Origin of the sequence: Vibrio sp. SCSIO 43137, from assembly GCF_028201475.1 — a bacterium.
Classification (GTDB): domain Bacteria; phylum Pseudomonadota; class Gammaproteobacteria; order Enterobacterales; family Vibrionaceae; genus Vibrio.
The window spans coordinates 1,780,008-1,802,750 of sequence record NZ_CP116383.1 but is presented as its reverse complement, the minus strand read 5'-3'; the positions used below and the strand labels follow the sequence as shown (position 1 = coordinate 1,802,750).

Genomic DNA, 22,743 nt, shown 5'->3' with positions numbered 1-22,743 from the left:
ATCTGGTGTTACTTCTCTATAGGGAATTTGGTGCTTCTTTAATATTCTAAGATTGACTTATTGTTTAATAATATTTAATAATATTTAATAAGTTTTAATATTTATTATTATAACTTTCAATTGTTGTGTGTTACTAATTATTATCTTGAGGTTTAACTGTATAGGAATATAATTTCGATATATAACTAATATTAGTAATTTCGATGCCTTATATTAATTCAAAATTAATTTTTCTATTAACTGCCCTTCTGTTTTCTTGTTTAATTAATGCTCAGCCACAAGAAGAGTTAAGTCAATGTGGTGACAAATGCCACATTATCAAACCCTATGAAGAGGGGGCTTACCACAACGAAAAGCTGCTTGCCTATAAACATACTATGGATTGGGAGTTGTCATGCTCAGATTGTCACCAGCGCAGTGATAATGAGCTAGCCCGGGAGGAGAAACTCTATCACTCAGGTGAGTTTGAACAGCCTCTCTTCAGAAGAGAGTTCAGTAATGCTCTTTGTCTGCAATGTCATGAAGATTATCCCGGTCTGATTGAACGAACTGACTATTTCGAGCATGAAGGCTATATTAATCCCCACAGAAACCATGGCCGGCTGACGGACTGTTCGAATTGTCACCGGGTTCACCGGAGATCTCGTTTCAGTTGCTCTGAATGCCATAAATCTGACTGGCAAAATATTCTCCCGCCGGGTTGGCAGATTGCTGACTAAGCCGTTATTCCGCAATCTTTATATCTCAAATAGTTAGATCTTGGCTAAGCTTATATTAGGTTTAGGTAATAAGGATGTGTAATGGTTCGCTTATTGATTGGATTGTCAGTTGTTTTTCTGCTGTCAGGTTGTCAGCTTACCCGGGTTGAAGGGGAGGTTGATGATGTGGAAGTGAAGATTAGTACTAAGGATGATAAGCCTTCTTCTAATGGTACTTTCTGCCCACCGGGGCAGGCAATGAAAGGGCGTTGCTAGCCCCGGTAATGAGTATGTGTTTTAACTGAACTCTGACCTTAAATGGATAACCCCTGAATCCTTGCTAAACTAGTTTTATACCAAGCTGATTTATATATCAGCAATAATAACTAAAAACAGGGCTAGGTTATGTCAGCAAACAAACGTAACGGCTTGCCGTTTATAATAAAGTATCTGGTGGGTTGCGCAGTGGTGTTTATGACATTTGCTGTGGGCTCCAGCTACGCTACCGACACATCACCATCTGCTGAAAGCGATACTATTGTGATAGGCAGGGTCAGTACTAATCCCAAAAAACATTATAATCACCTAAAGCCGGTTGCCGATTATTTAACTGAAAATCTGCGAGATCTGGGCATTAATAAAACTGAGATTATTTTTGCCAAAGATAATAAGCAGATGATTCGATATATTAAACAGGGTAAAGTTGATCTAATTACTGAAACGGCCTTTTCTGCTGTTGTTTTTCATCAGCAAGCGGGGGCAGATATTGTATTAAGGCGCTGGAAAAAGGGGGTGCCTGAGTACTCTTCAATAATATTCTCCCGTAACGATAGCGGAATTCAATCCTTTGATGATCTGCTGGGTAAAACTATTGCCTTTCAGGATCGCGGTTCTACCTCCTCTTTTTTTATCCCGGCTTCTATTCTGATTCGTGAAGGGTATGAGCTTTACGAGCTTGACAGTCCGAGGGAAAAGCCGCCTGCCGATGCTATTGGTTTTGTTTTTGCAGAAAAGGAGATAAATATTTCTGCATGGGTACACAGGAACATCGTTGCTGCTGGTGCAATGAGTGACCTGAACTGGAACAACGAAAGGGATATGCCAAAAGAGTTTCGTCAGCATACGGCGATTCTTTACCAGAGTATTGCCTTTCCAAGAGGAGTTGAGTTGATCCGTAAAGAGCTGGATCCTTCCATTAAAAACCGCATTGTTGACGTGCTGGCCAGTGCTCATGAGTCAGAAGAGGGGCGAAAGATGCTAAAAGCCTATCAGAAAACTAAGCAGTACGATGCTTTATCCATACAAGATGACAGCCTGATTATGGCCAGGGAGTTGCAACGTATTGTTGAAGACCATCTGTAAAACATCGAACCACATTTTCAGAGGTCAGGGCTTATGAAAAGAGTAAAACTAGGGCTGCAAGGGCGTCATATTCTGATTAATATCAGCATGATTTTGTCTATTGTGCTGATTATCTCAGCAATCCAGCTCTACTATTTTAAAACGAATTCCGACAGGGTACTGGTTGAGAGCAGAGAGAATACCTCAAATAGTCTGCTGGTACAGATGGAAAAAAGGGGGCTATCGATACTTGAATATCTGTCAGAGTCTGTAGTTAATCCGCTCTATCAGTTTGATTTGGAGAAAACCTACCGATTGTTGAAACCGGCTTTGTCGAATAATGAAGTTACAGCCATTACCGTGTTAGATGCTGATGCTGTTGTTTTTCATGATGGTCAGAAACTGATACCAACTTTTGGTGCGAAGTACAAAAATAGCGAGGTTCTGCATAGCTTGTTTAAGGAGAAAACACGTTATACCAAGCTAGACAATCAAACCTTGCTTATTGCTGAACCGGTTTTTATCGGTGATGAAGTTTTAGGCGGTATTGTTATTGAGCTTTCACTACTGAACGTTAAAAAAGATATAGAAAATATGTCAGATTCTATCTCTCTGATTAATGATCAAAGCTTAATGCAGATAACGGATAGTAGTGTGCTTTCAGCCATTCTGCTCGCCCTTGCCGGAATTATCTTTTCCATACTCAACACCCGGTCACTAATAAAGCCTATACAGGATCTGGTGCTACACGCCAAACGTATTGGTGTGGGAGAGTATGGTGCTGAAAACAACATAAACCGGCAGGACGAAATGGGCGAACTGGCAGCCGCCTTCAATGATATGGGACAGAACCTGAAAAACCATACAGAAGAGATCTCCTTTCTTGCCTACCACGATGCCCTTACTCAGCTACCGAACCGGGTGATGTTTATAAAGCAACTAGACTCAATAATTACTAGTCCTCTGCACAGAAATCAGCCTCTGGCAGTACTGTTTATCGATTTGGATGACTTTAAATTTGTTAATGATAATTACGGCCATAAAGCCGGGGATTACCTGCTATGCGAAGTTGCAAAAAGAATTAAACGCAATCTGAGAAGCGCTGATATCGTCATTAATGCCCACGAAAGCATCAATAGTAATGAGATGGTTGCCCGTATTGGTGGCGACGAGTTTTTGATTTGTCTGCCAAGGATTCATAGTAAGAAGGTGATTAATATCGTTGTAGAGAGATTAATTTCCGCCGTCCGGGCTCCGATTCTTATCGATGATGAAGAGGTTGTTATTGCCGGTAGCGTGGGTATTGCCAACTACCCTGAGGATGGAAAAACGGCGGAAGAGTTGATTAAAAATGCCGATATCGCTATGTATCAGGCTAAAGGCAGTGGCAAAAACACCTATAGCAATTTTACTTCCGAAATGAATCAACAAGTCCAGTATCGTTCTGCTATTGAGCGTGAACTAAGAAAGGCGGTAGCAGATATGCAGCAGTTTGAGCTTTGGTATCAACCGCAGATTAGAATGAACGACGGTATAATGATTGGTGTTGAGGCTCTTATACGCTGGCGTCATCCGGAACAGGGGTTAATTCCTCCTGATGATTTTATTGCGATAGCTGAAGAGACAGGCCTTATTATTCCGATCGGGGAATGGGTAATACGTCAGGCCTGCCTACAGGCGAAAACGTGGCAAAACCGGCTTGATGATGAGTTTCATATTGCGATTAACCTCTCGGCCAAACAGATATACCGGCAGAATATACCTCAGGTATTCAGCCGTTTACTGAGTGAGTTTGATATTGGACCACAAAGAATCCATGCCGAGGTAACGGAGAGCATGCTTATGCAGGATGAGAGAGTGGCTAAGGAAACGCTGGATCAGTTGCGTGCTCTCGGTGTTCAGGTATGGCTGGATGATTTTGGAACCGGATATTCGTCATTGGCCTATTTGCGACGTTTCCATGTCGACGGTGTAAAAATTGACCGCACTTTTATCGCTGATATTGAAGATGACGCTTACGACCGGGCGTTGAGTTCTGCTGTTATTGCTATGACAAAAAATCTCAACATTTCTGTAATCGCGGAAGGGGTTGAAACGGAGTATCACCGCCAGTTTCTATTTGATAAGCAGTGCGATATTGCACAAGGTTTTTACTACTCTGTTCCGTTGCCGGCTGAGCAATTTGAGCAGAGGTATCTGTCGGTAGAATTACTCAGTGTTGGCGGCTCTTAATATTAGCCGGTTTTATGGCTGCCACTCCTGCAGATATTGCTGATTTTCTGCCATCATTTGATCACAAGGCTCAGCTGGAATAATAATATCGTCAAGCTCTTCAGGCGGGATGGAGTTACGAACCTCCATGGCTTTGGCATAGCCTTCCTGACGGTGTTTGTTATTCAGAACCAGAGACTTAAGTTTGTTTAAGTCCTCTTCACCAAAACCGTGCTTGTACCAGCATGCTTCGGCCATACTTTCCTGCAGGTAAATGGCCATCTGGCGCGACATTTTTGTTTTGCCGCCATCTTTGGCCATTCTATCCCATGCCGTGACCACCTGAGTCAGAATTGCCCGGTTTTTTGGATTATAAGGGTATTTGTAGCCAATATAGACTTCAAGGTCGTCTCTGACGCGATTGCCGTTCCTGTCTATCTCTGTGGGATCTTTGGGTAGCGACTGGATAAAAGGCGGCAGTGAATGGATATCTGTGCTATCAATCTGCTTCTGGATAATGTCGTGTACCGACGATTTCCCCCAACTCATGCCACCCTCTTGTTCCGGCTCAGAGGCAGGAGCTGGGCTTGTTTCGCTGACTATGACTTCTTGCTCGGATGATTCCGGCCGCAATACCTGAGATTGCTCCGGTTGAATAATCAATATAACCAAGCTGATAAGAATAATGGTGGTCAGTCCATAAATCGCATACCTGAAAAATTTCATCGGTGTCAGTCTCACAGTGTCAGGTTTGTTATCGAGCCAATAGAGTCGCTATTTATAGTTTAATTTATATAAGTATCAATACTCTTATATAGATATAGTATATTTTTGTATAAAAAACAAACTATTAAAAACAGTTGTTTACCGAACAGTGTAAAGTTTACTGTACTTTTATTAGTCAGTTATCCAATGCAATTTTATGATTGAGGCCAGTTGCAGCCTGTTCGCGGTTTAAAATTTCAATATGAGTTTTGTTGACCTGTTCCAGAGAGTGAGCCGTCATCTGAATAGTATTTGCCATCGCAGCCACATTGTTGGTAGCAGTAGTAATACCTTGTTGTACAGGGCGAATGATAAACCAGTATAGTGCCAAGAGTATGAGCAGCAGGGCAACAACAAGCAAGCAGACAATAATGATAAGCCTGAACTTAAGCTCATCATAAAACTGTTCGCTGCTGGTTGTCAGTGTATTTTGTGCCTCGTTGATAGCCTTAGGAAGAGCACTAACGACATCTGTTGAAGTGACGGTGAGTTGGTTAATGTTGTTTACCGTCTTGTTTACCAACTCGGTTTGTTCGGCTGTCAGATTTTTGTTTTCAGCAATTTGCTTCAGCGTAACAATTAGCTCTTTCATAGAGTTATTAACTTGATCAATTGAACTGGCAACCCCTTCAGTATCCACATTCATTTCAATTTTAAGCAGTGGCGAATTTGGCGGGGTCGCTTCTTCTGCGGCTATTACATTAAACGATAAAAGAATTAGAGAGATAAGAGCAGCAAGAAGTTTCATTTATAGTAATCCAAGCAAAATATCATTTGTCACATTTATGTAACCTGTTAGTCTAATAATAAATAGGTATAGATCAAAATAGAACAATAATAATCAGGCATCGCAGTCATTTTTGACATCGGTTACTTTCTGGTCAGTAGGAATAGGCTACTCTTTTAAGACTATATGGAGGTAGTTAATGGCCCTTGTGAAAAAGAATATCTGGACATTATTCTGGACAATTATTTTGTTAAGTGTCTTGTTGTTCTCCTATTACGGCTATTATCTCTGGAAGCGTAACCAGGCTGACTTCCATCAGTTCCAATACACACAGGTAAACCTCTTTTCTGATTCTGTTGAAGCTTTCCTGAAAAGTCAGGAATCTCTGCTACAGGTACTGGGCAGCCAGCTTGCCGTAGATAACCAGATCCCCCAGCAGGCCACTCATTCAGCAACCCTTGACCGGGTAAGAAAAAACCATCCGTTTTTTGCCGGCTTCGGTCTGGCAAATCTGAACGGCGATCTTAGAGTTGTTTCTTCGAATCTGAATCTAGAGAAGCTGCCAAACCTGCTGGAGCAGGAAGTAAGCCGGAATGGATTTATGCAGACGCTGAGAACGACAAAACTGGTGGCAGGCAGAACTTATCAGCTTAAGGCATTAGATGATGATTCCATTGCTATCGCTATACGAAAGGCAATTTTGTCAGATAAAGGTGACGCTGTAGCGGTAATGACGGCCGGGGTAAAAGTAAACGAAACCGTGTTGTTTAATAATAAACGTCACTCGGCAGCGAAGTTTAATGAGTTGGACATCATTCGTGATGATGGATACCTGCAGTTTTATTCAGGAGACAAGTTAGGAACAAAAAGTTATACCAAACCCGTACCTTTGAACACACTACAGGCATTGATAGATTCTGTTCTGCTTGATAATGATGTCGATCTGGAAACACTGAAAAGCTCCAGAAAACCATGGGCGACAGAGTTTGTATTAAATCAATCCACTAAGCGTGTGATGATGGAGTATGATCCTTACTTCCAGTTCTGGATAGTTTCTACTGTTGAGTCCAGTTATGTAAACTCGCAGTTCTTAAATCGTTTTCTGTTCTCGCTGGTCATCTCAATTGCTTCGGCATTGGTTTTCTATATGCTGGTTCGTTCAATTGCTGTTGCGGAGCAGGATAAGTACGAGCAACTCTTGTATCAGACCCGCCATGATCTATTAACGGATCTGCCGAATCAGGTCTATCTGAGTAACCTGATTGATAAGAGTCAGGTTCCGCCTTTTGCCACCATTTTTATTAATATTGATCGCTTTAAAAGTGTTAATGATAGTTACGGCCACGAGTTTGGAGACAAGGTGATAAAAGAGGTGGCCAGCCGGTTGATGCCTTATTCAGAAAGTAAAGACTGCTTAATCCGTGGAACCGGTGATGAATTCATGATTCTGACCTCCAATCTGGATGATGAATGGCTAATTACAATCAGCGAGAAGATTCTGGAAAAACTCTCTCTTCCGTTTGTGGTCGGAGAGGTGAGTTTTCTGCTTACAGCCAGTATTGGTATTGCTAAGTATCCGCCTCACGGCAGTAACTATGATGAGCTGATTCGTTCTCTGGACTTTGCCATGTTACAGGCTAAGAAAACCAAGAATGCCATCTATTTCTACTCGCCAAGACTGCAGTCTGAACATGTTGAATCTCTTTATCTGGAGCAGAAATTAAGACAGGCAATAAAAGAAGATCAGATCACCTTGCTTTATCAGCCTCAGGTTAATGCGCAAGGTGAGCTATATGGTGCAGAAGCACTGGCACGCTGGACAGATGACGAGCTGGGCTTTGTTCCGCCGGATCGCTTTATTGCTATTGCTGAACAGTCCGGCTTAATGCCTGCGCTGGGCCAGCAGATTATCACCATAGCCCTGAGTGAAATCACCCCGCTGAGAAGCAAGCTAAGTAGCGACTTCCGCTTGTCCATTAATATTTCTGTTAAACAGTTTATGATGAAGGATTTTTATAGCCAGCTATTAACCAGCCTTGATGATTTCGGCTTCCCACCATCTTCTGTCACTCTGGAAATAACAGAAAACCTGTTTATTGAAGATTTAGATAAGGTTAAACCTATATGTGACAAGCTGATTCAGAAGGGGATTATTATTTCTCTGGATGATTTTGGTACCGGATACTCATCCTTAAGTATTTTGCGCGACTTGCCAATTAAAGAGCTGAAAATCGATAAATCCTTTGTCGACAATATCGATAGCAACGGTAAGTCAAAAACCATGATCCGAAATATTATAGAGATTGGTAAGAACTATCGCATGAATGTGCTGGCGGAAGGAGTGGAGACGGAAAGTCAGAAACAGGTTTTGTCGCAACTCGGCTGTGATCATTTTCAGGGTTATCTCTACTCTAAACCTATTTCATCTTCGGAGCTGTCGGCCTATTCCGCTAAGTAAGGTAAAGGTAGCTGAATTAGTGTTGGTCTAGCATCAAAATTATCAGTAATATCTGAGGCCTGCTATTCAATTTAATACAGGCAAATATATGATTCTGATTACCGGCGCAGGAAGCTGTCTCTTGATCACAAGTCCTGCTCAAGAGACAGAGCGAGTTCGTAGCCTTCAAGGATGGCTTGTAGTTTGAGCCATCCTTCCCAGAGCGTCTTAACTGACGCTCTTCCATTTCTTTTGCTGTCTTTCCAACCGCCAAGTCTTGCGAGGTGTTCATAAGCCCATTTTGCTGTTGGAACCTCCTTTGGAAGTGGTGTCTTTACTCTTTTCAGCCAAAGCAACTTCCATGCTCTTGAGGACAAGATTTTCTCACAACTAACGTCTTCGATTTGCTCATTGGCAAATTTCAATTGGAAAATTCTTACTGCTAAAAACGCATAAATTGTTGCTAACCTATCTAAGTTATCTTTACTTTGTAACCGAAGCTCTTCAACTCCTGTCCCTTCAGTTTTCCAGACCTTGTGATACTCCTCAATCAACCAGCGTTTTTCGTAGTAACCAATAATTTTTAATGCATCTTCTGCACTATTAACTGGCTCATTAGTTAAAATATGCCAATTGAGCCTCTTTTCTCCATCACCGATTTCGGAGCAGCCAACATAGTTGAGAGAAATAGGAGCTCCTTTTTTGTTTGAGGGTGTTTTTAAAGTCACTGCTGCATATTTTACATCCAGAGTGACTTCACGAGCTTTCCGGCCACCCCTTTGAGCTATTTGGATTTGACGTTGCTTCACACTTTGAAGTTCTGATGCAAAGTGATAAAGCTTGTCTGAGCCTTCTTCTATATGACGGCTCATCATCGACCGCACAACAAAACGTTGCTGATTCGCCATTTTATAAATGAGGTAATCGTAGATATCGGCCTCGCGATCGCAAACTGATATTACGTTAACCATCGAGGTACCTAAACGGGCTGCCATATTGCGTGATGCTCTTTCCCATTTATAACCTTCTTTTTCTTCATAAGGTCGTTTCAACCCCTTACGACGGATACCTCGAGTCTTGATATCTCTCGTCCATCGTTGTTGTTCAACTAACCCAATAACGTCGAGAGTTTCAGGAGCAAACAGCAAAATACTATGGGCAAACAACCCCCTATAACGATTACCTTGGTTTACATGTCCTAAGTCCGCTCTAATAGAGCGATGTTTGTAGCTTAAGGTAGTTGTATCTTCTAACGCGAGAAGGAGAGGGTAACGATGAACTTGATCTGCAGTTGCTTTAAAGCCTGCTTCGGCAATATCGTCTGATGAGACATTGTCGTTCCGAATAAATCGGTAAGCGCCCTCCATACTTGCTGGAGAATGAGATGATTTCACTACCGATTTACCTGGATGCTGAGCTAAGTCTGATGCCATTTTTACAAGTCTAGCCGTTCTTCTTGGGTCTCCAAGTTTAGCATGACCAAATTGCTCTTCAGCCCAATCACTATTGCTTTTAATCATCTCAAAACCCTCAACTAAGTCCGTTAAAGATCTGATCGTAAACCAAGAATTAAGTTCAAAAAAAATCCCTCACATTATGCGAGGGACTTCTGTATAAAAGACAGGCGCAGGAAGTGGTTTAGGCGCAGCATTGGCGAAACAGTATGACTCAGAAGGACAAGCGCTGCTATTGTCCGGTCGTAGTCAAAGCAAACTCAATACCCTTTCAGACAGCCTTAATAACACTCCTATAATTAAAACCGCTGATCTGGCAGCGCCACAAGAGGTTGAATCACTGCTGGATTGTTGTCAGCAGCCGCCAGAAATGGTGGTTCATTGTGCCGGTAGCGGCTACTTTGGTGCATTGGAATCCCAGAACCCTGAGCAGATAGAGCAGTTAATCTCGAACAATCTTACCTCTTCAATCTTCTTGTTGCGTGAACTGGTAAAGCGCTACAAAAATGAAAAAGTTAATGTGGTAGTGGTCATGTCTACTGCGGCTCAGGTCGCCAAGGCCGGCGAAAGTACCTACTGCGCAGTGAAGTGGGGAGTAAAGGCTCTGCTCGAATCTGTCCGTGCTGAACTCAAAGGATGCCCAATGAAGCTTATTGCTGTCTATCCGGGTGGTATGGCAACAGACTTCTGGCCAAGTAGCGGCAAAGAGATGGATACGTCCGCCTTTATGACTGCTGATGATGCCGCCTATATGCTGAAACAGGCGCTAAACAGCGCTGAGCATGGCTATGTATCGGATATCACCATTAACCGCTGTTAGCCAGCCGACTCACTTTTTAAGCAGAGGCTCCTTTTTCAGGAGCCTTATATTTTTCTGCCTGAGCAAGGTTATTTTCTGTCTGCATGCCTTCTTTGCGCAAACAAACGGTTAAGTTCAAGGGCGTGGTAGAAAGACTCTGTTGTTGCCCTAGAGAAGCTAAGCTGATCGACTTTAATAAACTGACTATTGACCAGAGAGTATTGAGGTCTTTGTGGCGGCGGAGTGGGGGATTTGTTCATCGGGCCAACCTGGTAGATGTAGTAATCAGGATTATTTACCAGAACCGATTCAATGTTAAATTTGGCAATTTTGCGGTTTGACGGGGCAAACAATGCGCCGCCCGCCTGTTCGACTATGCTGCGGACAATGCTTTTTTTCCCCGCAATCATAAACGGCGCTTCAGTCACTTCATAAACCACGGTTGGCGGTGATGCTATATCGACAAACTGCTCTTTTACCGCCTCCAGTTCACTTGTCAGCTGTTTAGCCTGAGATTGCCTGTTAAGTATTGCTCCCAGCTTATCTATCTCAAGCAGAATTTCGTCCAGTGTCGCCGGGTTATAGATTAGGGTATCGGCGTTAACCAATGAGCTCATCTGATCGGTAAAGAAACGGTTGGAGCTGATAATGATTAAATCTGGGTTCAGCGATTTTATCAGCTCAACGTTAGGCTTAATATGAGAGCCGATCTTAACCGCATCAGGAAAGTCGAAATTATTTCTGGTAACGCCGACCACCTTATCTTGCGCACCTAATTTGCTGAATATGTCTCCGGCGGAGGGGGCAAGAAGCACTACTCTGTCATAGGCAAATGCGTAGTTAACGGGGTTGAAAGCTAAAGCTGTCAGAATCAGTAGTAACCGAAACATCATAGACCTCTGAGAGTAATTGACTGGTAATTTGACTGCGGGATACATCATAGAGCAGAGTCCCTTGTTTAAAGAACAGAAAACGATCGAAATAGCGGTAGGCCAGATTAATATCGTGTACTGAGGTGATCACCGTTTGCGGCAAGCGGCTCAGATGCTGAAAAATCTCAAGGGTATGGCGGATATCCAGACTGGAGTTTGGCTCATCCAGATAGATAACCGGAGCCTGCTGGTTTAGTACCCGCGCCAGCATGACACGTTTTTTTTCCCCTCCGGAGAGCTCAGCATAGCTCTTATCCCGGTATTTGATTAAATCCAGTAGCTCAAGCAGCTTTTCACTTTGCTGGTCATCAGTGTCACTGAACTGGTTACCGTTAATATGAACAAAACGTCCCATACGGACTACTTCAAATACAGTGAAGGGGAAAGAGATATCAGAAAACTGAGGTAAAACAGCAAACTGCTTTGCCCGCTCAGTATGATTTATGGCAGAGAGTTTATTTTCCTGATAGCAGACCTCTCCCTTTCCTTTGTCCAGCAATCCAGTCATAAGACCGATTAAGGTACTTTTACCGCAGCCGTTTTCCCCCATAAGGGCGACTTTTTCACCCTGACGGATATGTAACTGTTCAATAGTTAACTGAAAGTCAGAGCGGGTGAACCTGAGATTTTTGAGCGTAATATCAGCCATTCCAGAAGGTCTCCCTGCGGGTTCTGAGCAGATAGAAGAAAAACAGACCGCCAAACAGCGCAGTTACTATACCGACGGGTAGCTCAGCACCTCCGGGAATAATGACCCGCGACAAGGTGTCTGACGCCATAAGCAGAAAACTACCAAACAGGCTGGAGTAAAGGATATTAAGCTTCATATCGCTGCCAAACAGGCTGCGGGCCACATGGGGAACAATTAAGCCGACAAAGCCGATAATTCCGGAAAAACTAACTGCAACAGAAACCAATAAAGTAGAGAGAATAAATACTGCAGATCGAAGATAATGAACATTCACTCCCAGGCTCTGTGCTGACTGTTCATCCAGTGCCAGTATGTTCAGTTTTAACGAATTTCGCTGAAGGAAGAAGTAGACGGCAGCAAAAAGCGCAAAACATAACGCCAGCTTATCCCAGCTCACCATAAAGATGCCTCCCATCAGCCAGTAGACGATGGAGTTCAGGGAGTCTTCAAAATAGTACTTTGAAAAACTGATCACCGCAGAGGCGACAACGTTCATGACAACGCCGGCAAGGATCATCGTAATAGGGTTTATTCTGCCGTGTGTCAGAGACATGCGATAAACAAGAAATAGCCCGCTGATGCCTGTAGCAAAGGCAAAAACAGAGACAAAATGAACAGGCACGCCAATTGAAATGGCCAGCACCGCACCAAGTGCAGAGGATGAGGCGGCTCCGGTGGTAAAACTGTCAGCCAGCGGGTTCTTTAAGGTGAGCTGATAGATGCTGCCACTTAAACCTAACATCGCTCCTATAACTGCAGAAAACAGCACCCTCGGTGCACGAAGTTCTAGCAAAATGCTGCTCTCCAGCTCCGTCATGTTTAACGGGTTTATCCAGTTAGGGCCAATTAGCATGGCGATGCAGCAACTGATAGCAAGCAGAGCAATTAACAGGGACTTCATACTTCTACCTTCTGTACTATGCGGCTGGCAACAAACAACAAGATAAGATCCAGAGCAACGAGTATAGCGACGGAGTTGAAAGAGAAGCCGCCAGTGTCCAGCAGTGCCGTGCGAATAAGATCTGCGCTATAGGTCAGGGGTGAAATGCCCGCCAGTAGCTGGATAATAAACGGCATCTGATCAACAGGAAAGAAGGTGCCGGAGAGAAACATCATAGGGGTAATTATAAATGCATTCATGGTGGCTTGATCCCTGTGGTTCTTCATCTTCAGGGCAACAATAAAGCCAATCAGTGAAAAAGCGACCAGATGCAGTGCAAGGGCAATTAAAAACAGCAGCGAGAAGCTAAGAGAAACTCCGCAGGCAACACTGTATATAGCGATAATAACCACGGGAATCATCCCTTTAGTCATACCGTATAACAATTCGCCAATGACAATTTGCCAGCGTTGATTCGGTGCCAGTAAAAACTCTTCAAAAATCTTCAGGTAAAAGCGGCTGATATTAATCTCTGTGGCTATATTGTAACTCTGGTTCATACTTGCCATGGCTAAAAGGCCGGGAAGCAAGAAGGTGAGATAGTCGATTCCTTCAACCGTTGTCCCTTTACCCACGCCAAAACCGAACGCCATCAGATAGAGAAAAGGAGGAACAGCACCGGCGAGAACGGTACGCACCAGCTTCTTTCTGAGAATGCTGCATTCGCGGTAATAAATACCTTTAACTCCGTTAAGCATTTTTCAAAAGCCTCTTTCCTGTCATGGTAATAAATGCGTCTTCCAGCGTGGTTTCCCGGATGCTCACTGCGGTTTCTGTAATTTGCTCCAGACGAGTTAATGCCTGCGTTCTGCAGTCAAAAAATTCCTGTTTAAGCTCCTCGCCCTGAATATCGACAACATACTGACCAACCGCTTTTTTAAGTGTCTCAGGGGAACCCTCAGTGATTATCTTTCCCTGCTCGATAAAGATGACTCTGGCGGCCAGCTTTTCAGCTTCTTCAATATAGTGAGTGGTGAGAAATATAGTGCACGCCTGCTGGCGATTAATTTTACTCAGAAAAGCCCACATCTTGCGGCGGCTATGGGGATCCAACCCTACGGTCGGCTCGTCGAGAAACAGAATTTTCGGTTTGTGCATAAGGGCACGGGCAATAACTAACCTGCGCTTCAATCCACCGGAAAGTTTTCCTGCAGGTTTCTTGGCATGATCAGTGAGTTCGGCAAACTCAAGACACTCTCGGATACGCTGGCTTAGCTCTGCACCCTTCATATGATAAAGGTATCCGTGTACCCGCAGGTTCTCTTCAAGGGTAAGTTCCCGGTCAATATTGTTATGCTGAGGAACCACACCAATCAGTTTTTTAAGGTTTACCCTTCGCGGGTGATACTTCTCTCCCTGATAAAGAACTTCACCGCTACTGGGCTCCAGCAGGCCAGTTAACATTTTTATTGTGGTGGTTTTACCGGCACCATTGGGACCAAGGAAGGCACAGATTTCACCCTTATAAAGGGTAAAATCTACTTTATCGACCGCTGTTGATTTATCAAACTGGCGGCTTAAGGCGATTGTCTCAATGATCGGAACAGCTGCGGTTTGTAATGACATAGTCAGGCTCTCTAAAACTGGTAAAAGGGGCCGGCGTCAATCCGGCCCTGCGGACAGTTGTTTATTACTTAAGAGTGATACCTGTGTCTTTAGCAGCATCGGCCAGGTGCTGAAGATAAATTTTCTGAATGTCACTGTTACTGCCAAGACCGGCAAGAACGGGTGTTGTCTTGATTCCGGCATTCGTCAGGGCAATTTTCCACGAATCATCTTCGTCGCCTGCCATATCGTTAGTAGCGTGATCGCCGGCAACCACCATTAGCGGCTTAAGCAGCACTTTTTTAATGCCGTCTCGTTGCAGCTTAGCCAGAAGAGTGTCAAAACTCGGATTTCCTTCCACCAGCCCGACATAAGATGAAACTTGTGGGTAATCTTTGTTTAACTGCTCTTCCAGTTCGTAATAGAGGCCGGTAGAGAGGTGTTCATTGCCGTGCCCCATATAAACAAGAGCCGCGCCATCTTTTTCTGCCTGCATAACGTCAGATTTAAGTGCCTGACTGAGCTTTTCTATATCCTGACCATACTCGTAGGCATGCCCCCAGGTTCCCATCAGCGGCCGGCCAATGGCTACCTTGTTAAACGGTTTATATTTCTGCTTAATGGTTTCAATGGAGGCTAATGCATCTACATAGGCTTTCAGATCGATAAATTCTTCGCCATGGGTTAACAGAGTGGTCTGAACCACAATATCTCTGTAGCCTTCATTTTGGAAATCAGCCATGGTACCGAGAACATTTTTTACCTGATAAAAAGAGTCCGGTACTTCAGGGTGCTCTTTTTTATATTGTTCATCGTTCTGACGCTTGTGCCATTTCTTTCTGATAATGTTTGAAGTAAAAGCAAAGCGAACCGGAGTGTCCGGATAAGCTTTCTGAATTTCCTGCTGAATGCCGATTAGTGAATCTACAGCGGTATTGTAAGTGGTTCCGAATGCAGCCAGTACAATGGCCGACTTCTCTTGTTTTTTCTGTTTCATAGAATTATCTGCATAGACTGGGGCGGATAGAAAGCAGGCTGCTGATATAGACACAAGAGCCTTGGTAACTATTTTTTTAAGCTTCATGGAAAGTCTCCGAAATAACATTTAATTATTAACCTTTCTTTGCTGAGAAAGGTTATTTAGTTTTGCTAATTCAAAAACAGGCAGATGGGAAGTTACGCTCTATTTATTACAAAGAGTTGTATTGTTAATAATTAGAAATCGTCGAGTAACCCGCTCGCTTGTTTTACGGAGAAATTAATCTCCCGTCAAAAGGCAGGTCTCCTGGCTTATGGGTCTTCACTCTTTTGCTATCCTTCCCGAAAATTTCAGTGGATATTGTCGCAAACAGCTCGCCATTTACAGTTGCGGGTACAGCCCGGGAATTACACCCGGTTCCCTTTTCAAAACGTCAATTTCAGTTTCACCTTTAGACTGACCTAGTGTGCCCAGCAAATGGTCTGCTAAACCTGAGATAGGTCAATTTTAAGTTAATTGTCTGAAATACAATTTAAAATTCTTGAGAATGACTGTGATTTTTAACAGTTATTTGAGGGGGCTTACTCAACAGCAACGGATTCCTGTTGGCGGGAAGCCGGTGTGCCGATGCGGCTTTTAATAATGCCTGCCAGTGCCACCACAAGCCAGATAGAGTTAGAGGTAAAGTTTGGCCAGTTCTGATCCATGTAAAGAATCGGGAGAATGGCTATTGGCGCCAGAACATTGACGTAGCGATAATAGTCAAGAGACATACGCTGATTGAGTAGCAGCCAGTAGGCTGCCAGATAAAGCCAGACGGATAACCAGCCAAGTATATCTATAGCTAACTGGTGGGCATTACTGTAATAGGCGATTACGTCTCCCAGCAATAAACCGATAACAACGCCGGCAAACACCCGGCCGTCAAACAGACGCAGATCGGGTACGCGGTTGTAACAAGCGAGAACGCTGACGACTATCCAGACCAGGTTAATAACCGCTATCTGATAGGAGTTGATGCTAACAGAATAGATCACCAAAAACAGACAGCCTGATGCATTAAGAAGATAGTAGAGGCGGTTCTTTTCAATGATATTCAGGCTAAGTAATACAAAGGCGACAAGGTACTGAGCCATTCCGATCCAGCCAATAACGGTCATCAACATCTATTTTTCACTCTCTCATCGACGTCTATTTAGCGCAGCGAAATATACCTTAATGCATGCCTGATATATCAGTTGTGTATCAAAAAAATAATCAAAAATCCCTCCTAAAGGTTATTTTTGATTATCAATAGCTGTTGTTTGTAAATAGTTGAAGATGAGTTAGCGCCATTGAGTATTGGCAGATTTGATAGACCACTCACTATTACCCTTTAACAGCCGGACAGTGCGGTGTTTAACATCTAAAGGTATATAATTAACCTTAGTCTGATTAGTGTTAATTATAGATTGAACTATCTTAACTGCTGAAACATGGAGTGTGCTGTTAGTGGAACTACTACCGGGTTATAAAAACGCAAATGAAAATGATTATAAAGAACGATTTTTACTGTTAAAGCGGGATGAACATCAGTGGCTGCGTGGCTGGTCAAATCAGACAGAAAGCTTTCAGGTTCAGGCGGCTAAAAAAAACGAACAACAGTGCCTCAATGAACTCAAGGGGCAGGGAGCTCCTGAAGTTTTATCTGAAGAGGATAATCATTTAAGGCTGACGTCCCGTTGCCATTACTGGCTTCCTGAGCTTGATATAAACAGACTTAGTTTTGAACAAAAGCTGGCGATTGCCAGCTCAGTGACCTCCGCTTTAGCTCAGGTTCATGGGCGCAATATTTTTCATTTTTCTGTCAGGCCTTCCAGTTTTATTGTTAGTCAGGATCTTAAGCAGGCTCAAGTAATAGATTTTAGTGTCGCGCGTACTTGTCCTAAAGGATCATCTGGTATCAGCGCCTTTTATCCATACAATGCCGATGCTCATTTTCTCGCCCCTGAGCAAACCTACCTTCTGGAACAGACAATTGATAACCGCACCGATTTATACTCACTGGGCTGTGTATTGATTTGGTTGTTTACCGGTAACCTGCCTTTTGCCGGAATTCAGGATCCTGAAGAGATTGGCTACGCTCATATCTCGCGCAGCATGGAGTACCAGAATCAACTGCGCATAGATGATTTTGGTGAGTATAAATTCAACGTATCTGAGTTGATACGTGCTCTTGTTGAGAAGGAAGCGGCTCATAGATACCAAAGTGCGGAAGGCGTACTTAAAGATATCAGCTTTATTTCAGCCAATTCTTCATCCAGACTAATGGCTGACAGGGACTCTCTGCGGCTTTCGGACCGTTTAGTTATTCCGCAGAAACTTTACGGTCGTGAGCAGGAAAGCAAACTGCTTACCGATGCATTTGTGCGGGTAACTAACGGGCCTTCTGAAGCGGTTCTGGTCGCGGGCTATTCAGGAATCGGTAAGTCGTCGCTGGTGCATGGTATCCGTAAATCTGTAATCAGTTCCGATGGCCTGTATCTGTCCGGGAAGTTTGATCAGTTTCAGAGAGATGTTCCTTACCGGGCGATTGAGCAGGCGTTGAGCCAGTTGGTGAAGCATATTCATTCCCTGCCGGATGACGAAGTGGACAGCTGGAAAGAGCGAATAAATAAAGCGCTTTTCCCTAATGCTCAGGTGTTGGTGGAAATACTTCCTGATCTTGGTCGTTTGCTTGGCCCTCAGCCTGTACTGCCCTTGTTAGGTGCAGAAGAGCAGCAGAACCGCTTTAACCGGGTATTCCTCGACTTTATTCATACTATTTGCACCTCATACCGACCATTGGTGTTTTTTATCGACGACATTCAATGGGCAGATATGGCGAGTATAAACCTGATTCGCCTGTTAATTGCCGACAACAGAAGCAAGAACTGCCTGATTGTAGGTGCATACAGGGACAATGAAGTCGATGAAAAACATTCATTTAGTAAAATGTTACAAGAGGTGGAGCAGCTGTCCATACGGTTAAAACGTATCTCTCTCGCACCATTGTCACAGCAGACTTTGCAGCAGATATGCTCGGATACCCTTCAGCAACCCGTCGAAAAAGTGGCCGCCCTTGCAAAACTGATATACGAAAAGACAGGTGGTAATCCGTTTTTCTTCCGTCAATTTATTCAGGAGCTGTATCAGAGAGAGCTACTCGGTTTTGATCGTGTAAAGAAAAAATGGAGCTGGTCTACGGAGCAGATCCGCCAGCAAAATATTACCGATAATGTCGTCAGCCTGATGACTAAAAAACTAAGCCGCCTGCCAGAGGGCACAAAGCTGCTGTTGCAGCAGGCTGCCTGTATAGGGGCTTCCGTTAAAATGGAAGTGTTGCAGCATCTTTCCGGTCAGGCTAATTACCAGCAGACATTGCGTTTGCTTCAACCGGCGCTTAATGCAGGCTTGTTAATTGTTATAAGCCGCGGGAAGGGCAGAGAGAAAAAGCTAATTGCCGGGATCCGCTTTCTTCATGACAGGGTTCAGCAAGCAGCCTATTCTGACGCAACAGATAAACTGAAAGGGAGCACTCATTATCAGGTCGGTAAGCTATTGCTGGACAAAATCGATTCGCAGCCCGAAGCAAAAGAAGAGTACTGTTTCAGTATTGTCTCCCATCTTAACCGGGTGCACGATAAGTTATCGCCGGAACAGATAAGCGAACTGATTCAGCTTAACCTGCTGGCAGCAAGAAAGTCGAAGGCATCCAGCGCATACAGTACGGCGGTGAGTCACCTTAACCAGCTGTTCAGGCTTATTGAGCGGGACGTTAACCTTGATATAGCTCATCAGGCATCTATTGAGAAGCTGGAGTGCCTCTATCTGGCCGGACGTTATGAGGAGGCCGAAGAGTACCAAAGTCACCTTGAACATAAGCAGTTAAGTGTTCAGCAACAGACCATGCTTCAGGTGATTTTGATCACTCAGTATACCCGTTATGGTGAGCTTAACAGGGCTATAGAGCAGGGGCAGAAAGCGCTTGCTCAGCTTGATTGTAAGCTTGAAGGCAATATGGAAGCCTTGCAGGCGGCCATAGCGGATGCTCAGAGGCAACTTCGGAAGATTCCGTTTAGTAAGCTGGTGGATAAGCCGGACGCGGAAAACGAAAAGGTTATCCGTACCCTTGATATCCTTATGGCGATGCAACCTTGCTGCTATAACTCAGGTTCACTGCTGTTTCCAATGACCATTCTTAAACTTCTTGAGTTGACTCATTTGCACGGTAACTCTGCGTATTCAAGCTATGTATATACAATGTATGGCTTGTTGTGTACTAAGGTTTTAAAAGATTACCCTACGGCGTTCGAAGCCAGTCACTACTCTCAGATAATCAGTCGTAACTACGAGCGTAACCCTCTGTTGCAAGGCCGTTTATCTATGATGCAAAGTAACTTTATTTTGCCGTGGCAACTGCCACTGAGAAAAAGCGCGGAACTGAGAGATGTGGCATTTCAGCAATGTTTTGAGCAGGGGGATTACTATTGGGGCGTACACGCTTATATCTTCGGCTTTTATGCTGAGTTGCTTATCGCGCCGTCTATAGACTCAATGTTGAGCCGGGTTGAAAGGGTTATAGAGATCTGTCGTGAAATAAAGCAGCCGGCTCAGGTGTATCTTAGCCAGCTACAGAAGAACCTGTTGCATATTTTAGACGGCAGACTGGACAATCTGGTGGATCTGGATCATACACAGGGATATGAAGGTGAGGCCTGTGAATTTTACCAACAGACCAATTACATGTGTGGCAAGTATGACCGTTTAATCGGCCGGCTGTTGCAGGGCTATCTGTTTGGCAATTATGAAAAAACCTTAAATGTTACCTTGTCTGAATCTCTGGGGCAGGATGAACTGGATGAAGGGATTTTCCATGAGGCGGTTTATACTCAGCTTTCAATTCTTTCCATACTTGCCCTGAAGCAACAGCATGCTGAAAAAATAACCCCTTACCAGCAAAACTGGTTTGAGCAGGCCTGGATTAAATATCAGGGCTGGTATGAGCTGAATCCGGACAACTTTACATCGGGATATTGTCTGATAAAAGCCGAGCTTGCCGCCATTGAACAGGATGAAATTAATGCCTACTGCTTTTATGAACAAGCCATACAAGCAGCAGCAAAACAGGGTTTTGCCCTTTATCAGGCAATCGCTAATGAGAGAGCCGGACTCTATCGTCAGAAACTAAATCAAAACGCCATGGCAACGGCCTACTTTGAGCAAGCCAGAAGTATATATAGTAAGTGGGGTGCTTTTGCTAAAAGTAATGAGCTGGATATTCAGTTAAGAGAAACCAGCTATCTTCCGGACCGGGCATCAATGCAACATTTTGACTGGCGTTCGGTGATCTCAGCCTCTCAGGATATTTCACAGCCTCTGGTTTTAACAGAGCTGATTCACCGTATGTTGCAAAAGACAGCGACTTTGTCCGGGGCGCAGAACGTGACTCTGTTTCAGTTTACTGACCGGAGCTGGAAAGGGGTAGCAGGGTGGCGAAAAGGTCGTTTAGCTGAGGAATGTGATGAACCGCTACAAGGTCCTGAATCCATGCTGTTTTACAGCCTGAATACCAGAAAAATGTTGGTGGTTAAGGATGCCACTCATGATCAGGAGTATATGCAGGACAGTTATGTTCAGCAGCACAATGTCTGTTCTGCTCTCTGTTTGCCTCTGTTTGTCCATGACAAAATGATTGGTACTCTTTATCTGGAACACACTGAAACGACAAATCTGTTTACCGCACAAAGAGTACAAGTGTTGGAACTGCTGGCAGGCCAATTTGCTATCAGCTATCAGAATGCCAGTTATTATCAGCAGATGGAAAAGCAAAACGAACTGCTGGAAAAGGCGGTTGATCAACGAACCGTCGAGCTGAATCGTAAGAACAAGCATTTGGAAGTGATTATGCAGGCAATGCCTGTCCCTTACGGAATTACGACCGTCGAAGGGAGTTTGATTCAGGCCAATGAGCTATTTTTTGAGTGTTTAGAGTTAAGTAAAGATCAGTTCTATAGCGTTAATGCCAGCCAGTTTTATGCAGACGAAAACGACAGAAAGCGTATGTTTGCCAAGCTGGAACAAGATGGCGGAATCACAGATTTTGAGTGTGAAATGCGCACCTATTGCGGCAAGTTGTTCTGGGCAGTATTGACCGTAACTGAGATAGCACTGGACTTTGGTACAGGGTTGTTTGTCACTATTACTGATATTTCAGACCGTAAAGAGCGTGAGAGGAGGTTAAAACATCAGGCCTTTACCGATCCTCTTACCGGAGCTCAGAACCGAAGGGCATTCAAGCGCAACGCAGAAGAGTTAAGAGTCAGTGAACCGCTTCTGCCGGTATCCGTGGCCATGCTGGATATCGATCATTTTAAACGTCTTAATGATACCTATGGTCATACCGCTGGTGATATTGTTCTGAGACAGTTCACTGAGTATATCCAGTCGCATTTGCGCGAGAAGGACATCTTCGGCCGTTTAGGCGGAGAAGAGTTTGGTTTGATTATCAGCCATATCACCGCCAAAGAGGCCAATAAGGTAGTAAACCGGATTGCCTGCCTGGTGGAGCAGATGGTTGTAACTTACGAGAAGCAACAGATACAGTTTACCGTTAGTATCGGCCTTACTTGCTGGGACTATAAAGAGAACTTCCCACAGGCATTGAGCAGGGCAGATGATCTGCTTTATCAGGCAAAGCAGGAGGGACGAAACCGGGTTTGCGACGATATTGACAAATAGTTTTCGCTTATCAGCCGTTCTTATACAAAATAGCCAAACGATCTGCCGGCAGACAATTGTCGGTAGATTGTTTATGCAGACACTTCTTAGCCGTTTATAATCCCCGGTGTTAATACACTGTTAATATTTTACCCGCCGGATATCAATATAACTCTGACATATTCATAGATTATAGCTATTAAAAAAGAGACATTAAATGGCGCTGCATTGTGAATCATATAATCCTAAAGGATTATTCTCTGCTAAAAGTGACCAAAACCAAATCATGCAACCGATTGATCTTAAAGTGGAAAAATCACCTCTTTGATATTCATCAAATTGCCCACCAAAAAACCTTAAAAAAATTGTGTGATCATTGTTGAAGGATTCAATGTTTCTGCCTAAATCCATAAGTAAGTTATGGACATCTTTATTATATTAGTATTATGTTTATAAGCAAATAGTGAATTAGTGAAGGCTAAACAC

Annotated in this window: 17 protein-coding genes and 1 riboswitch; of the genes, 7 read left to right on the top strand and 10 right to left on the bottom strand. The window is 43.8% G+C overall.

Annotated elements, in window-relative coordinates; translation table 11 throughout:
• Positions 1 to 203: 203 nt before the first annotated feature.
• From PK654_RS08385 to PK654_RS08370, 4 genes are all read left to right on the top strand, one after another.
• Positions 204 to 719: a cytochrome c3 family protein gene (locus PK654_RS08385; RefSeq protein WP_271695088.1), complete on the top strand. Its 516-nt coding sequence runs from the start codon at positions 204 to 206 to the stop codon at positions 717 to 719.
• Positions 720 to 800: 81 nt separating this feature from the next.
• Positions 801 to 974, top strand: a complete 174-nt coding sequence (locus PK654_RS08380; protein ID WP_271695086.1) for a hypothetical protein — start codon at positions 801 to 803, stop codon at positions 972 to 974.
• 129 nt (positions 975 to 1,103) lie between these two features.
• Entirely contained in the window at positions 1,104 to 2,060 is a 957-nt protein-coding gene (locus PK654_RS08375) for a phosphate/phosphite/phosphonate ABC transporter substrate-binding protein (protein WP_271695084.1), read from the top strand.
• A gap of 33 nt (positions 2,061 to 2,093) precedes the next feature.
• The gene (locus PK654_RS08370) at positions 2,094 to 4,271 is read left to right on the top strand and encodes a bifunctional diguanylate cyclase/phosphodiesterase (protein WP_271695082.1); all 2,178 of its coding nucleotides are present in this window, start codon (positions 2,094 to 2,096) and stop codon (positions 4,269 to 4,271) included.
• Between the two features lie 12 nt (positions 4,272 to 4,283).
• Here the strand turns inward: PK654_RS08370 and PK654_RS08365 are convergent, their stop codons facing one another.
• Positions 4,284 to 4,976: a hypothetical protein gene (locus PK654_RS08365; protein ID WP_271695081.1), complete on the bottom strand. Its 693-nt coding sequence runs from the start codon at positions 4,974 to 4,976 to the stop codon at positions 4,284 to 4,286.
• Between the two features lie 175 nt (positions 4,977 to 5,151).
• A complete protein-coding gene (locus PK654_RS08360) occupies positions 5,152 to 5,763 on the bottom strand; it encodes a hypothetical protein (protein ID WP_271695079.1) in 612 nt (203 codons plus the stop codon).
• Between the two features lie 178 nt (positions 5,764 to 5,941).
• Here PK654_RS08360 and PK654_RS08355 point away from each other — a divergent pair, with 178 nt between their 5' ends.
• A complete protein-coding gene (locus PK654_RS08355) occupies positions 5,942 to 8,200 on the top strand; it encodes a bifunctional diguanylate cyclase/phosphodiesterase (protein ID WP_271695077.1) in 2,259 nt (752 codons plus the stop codon).
• Between the two features lie 125 nt (positions 8,201 to 8,325).
• Here PK654_RS08355 and PK654_RS08350 read toward each other — a convergent pair whose 3' ends face one another.
• A complete protein-coding gene (locus PK654_RS08350; protein WP_271695076.1) occupies positions 8,326 to 9,699 on the bottom strand; it encodes an IS4 family transposase in 1,374 nt (457 codons plus the stop codon).
• Between the two features lie 130 nt (positions 9,700 to 9,829).
• Here PK654_RS08350 and PK654_RS08345 point away from each other — a divergent pair, with 130 nt between their 5' ends.
• Positions 9,830 to 10,453, top strand: a complete 624-nt coding sequence (locus tag PK654_RS08345; protein WP_443088703.1) for an SDR family NAD(P)-dependent oxidoreductase — start codon at positions 9,830 to 9,832, stop codon at positions 10,451 to 10,453.
• A 68-nt stretch (positions 10,454 to 10,521) separates the two neighbouring features.
• Here PK654_RS08345 and PK654_RS08340 read toward each other — a convergent pair whose 3' ends face one another.
• The 7 genes from PK654_RS08340 to PK654_RS08310 form a co-directional block, all read right to left on the bottom strand.
• Positions 10,522 to 11,325, bottom strand: coding sequence for an ABC transporter substrate-binding protein (locus PK654_RS08340; RefSeq protein ID WP_271695074.1), 804 nt, complete (start codon positions 11,323 to 11,325; stop codon positions 10,522 to 10,524).
• Positions 11,273 to 12,013, bottom strand: a complete 741-nt coding sequence (locus PK654_RS08335; RefSeq protein ID WP_271695073.1) for an ABC transporter ATP-binding protein — start codon at positions 12,011 to 12,013, stop codon at positions 11,273 to 11,275. The genes PK654_RS08340 and PK654_RS08335 overlap by 53 nt, the downstream gene beginning before the upstream one ends.
• On the bottom strand, positions 12,006 to 12,956 hold the full coding sequence (locus PK654_RS08330) for a FecCD family ABC transporter permease (RefSeq protein ID WP_271695072.1): 951 nt from the start codon (positions 12,954 to 12,956) through the stop codon (positions 12,006 to 12,008). Before PK654_RS08330 ends, PK654_RS08335 begins: the two co-directional genes overlap by 8 nt.
• Positions 12,953 to 13,693 carry an ABC transporter permease gene (locus PK654_RS08325; RefSeq protein ID WP_271695071.1) on the bottom strand — a complete coding sequence of 247 codons (741 nt, stop codon included), beginning with the start codon at positions 13,691 to 13,693 and terminating at the stop codon, positions 12,953 to 12,955. The genes PK654_RS08330 and PK654_RS08325 overlap by 4 nt, the downstream gene beginning before the upstream one ends.
• Entirely contained in the window at positions 13,686 to 14,561 is an 876-nt protein-coding gene (locus PK654_RS08320) for an ABC transporter ATP-binding protein (RefSeq protein WP_271695069.1), read from the bottom strand. Before PK654_RS08320 ends, PK654_RS08325 begins: the two co-directional genes overlap by 8 nt.
• 64 nt (positions 14,562 to 14,625) lie before the next feature.
• A complete protein-coding gene (locus PK654_RS08315; protein WP_271695067.1) occupies positions 14,626 to 15,537 on the bottom strand; it encodes a sirohydrochlorin cobaltochelatase in 912 nt (303 codons plus the stop codon).
• A 261-nt stretch (positions 15,538 to 15,798) separates the two neighbouring features.
• Positions 15,799 to 15,987: riboswitch (cobalamin riboswitch) on the bottom strand.
• A 113-nt stretch (positions 15,988 to 16,100) separates the two neighbouring features.
• Complete coding sequence (locus tag PK654_RS08310; protein WP_271695066.1) at positions 16,101 to 16,685, bottom strand: CBU_0592 family membrane protein; 585 nt, start codon at positions 16,683 to 16,685, stop codon at positions 16,101 to 16,103.
• A gap of 325 nt (positions 16,686 to 17,010) precedes the next feature.
• Between PK654_RS08310 and PK654_RS08305 the strand changes: the two genes are divergently transcribed.
• Positions 17,011 to 22,278 carry a diguanylate cyclase gene (locus PK654_RS08305; protein WP_271695065.1) on the top strand — a complete coding sequence of 1,756 codons (5,268 nt, stop codon included), beginning with the start codon at positions 17,011 to 17,013 and terminating at the stop codon, positions 22,276 to 22,278.
• The last annotated feature ends 465 nt before the right edge of the window (positions 22,279 to 22,743 follow it).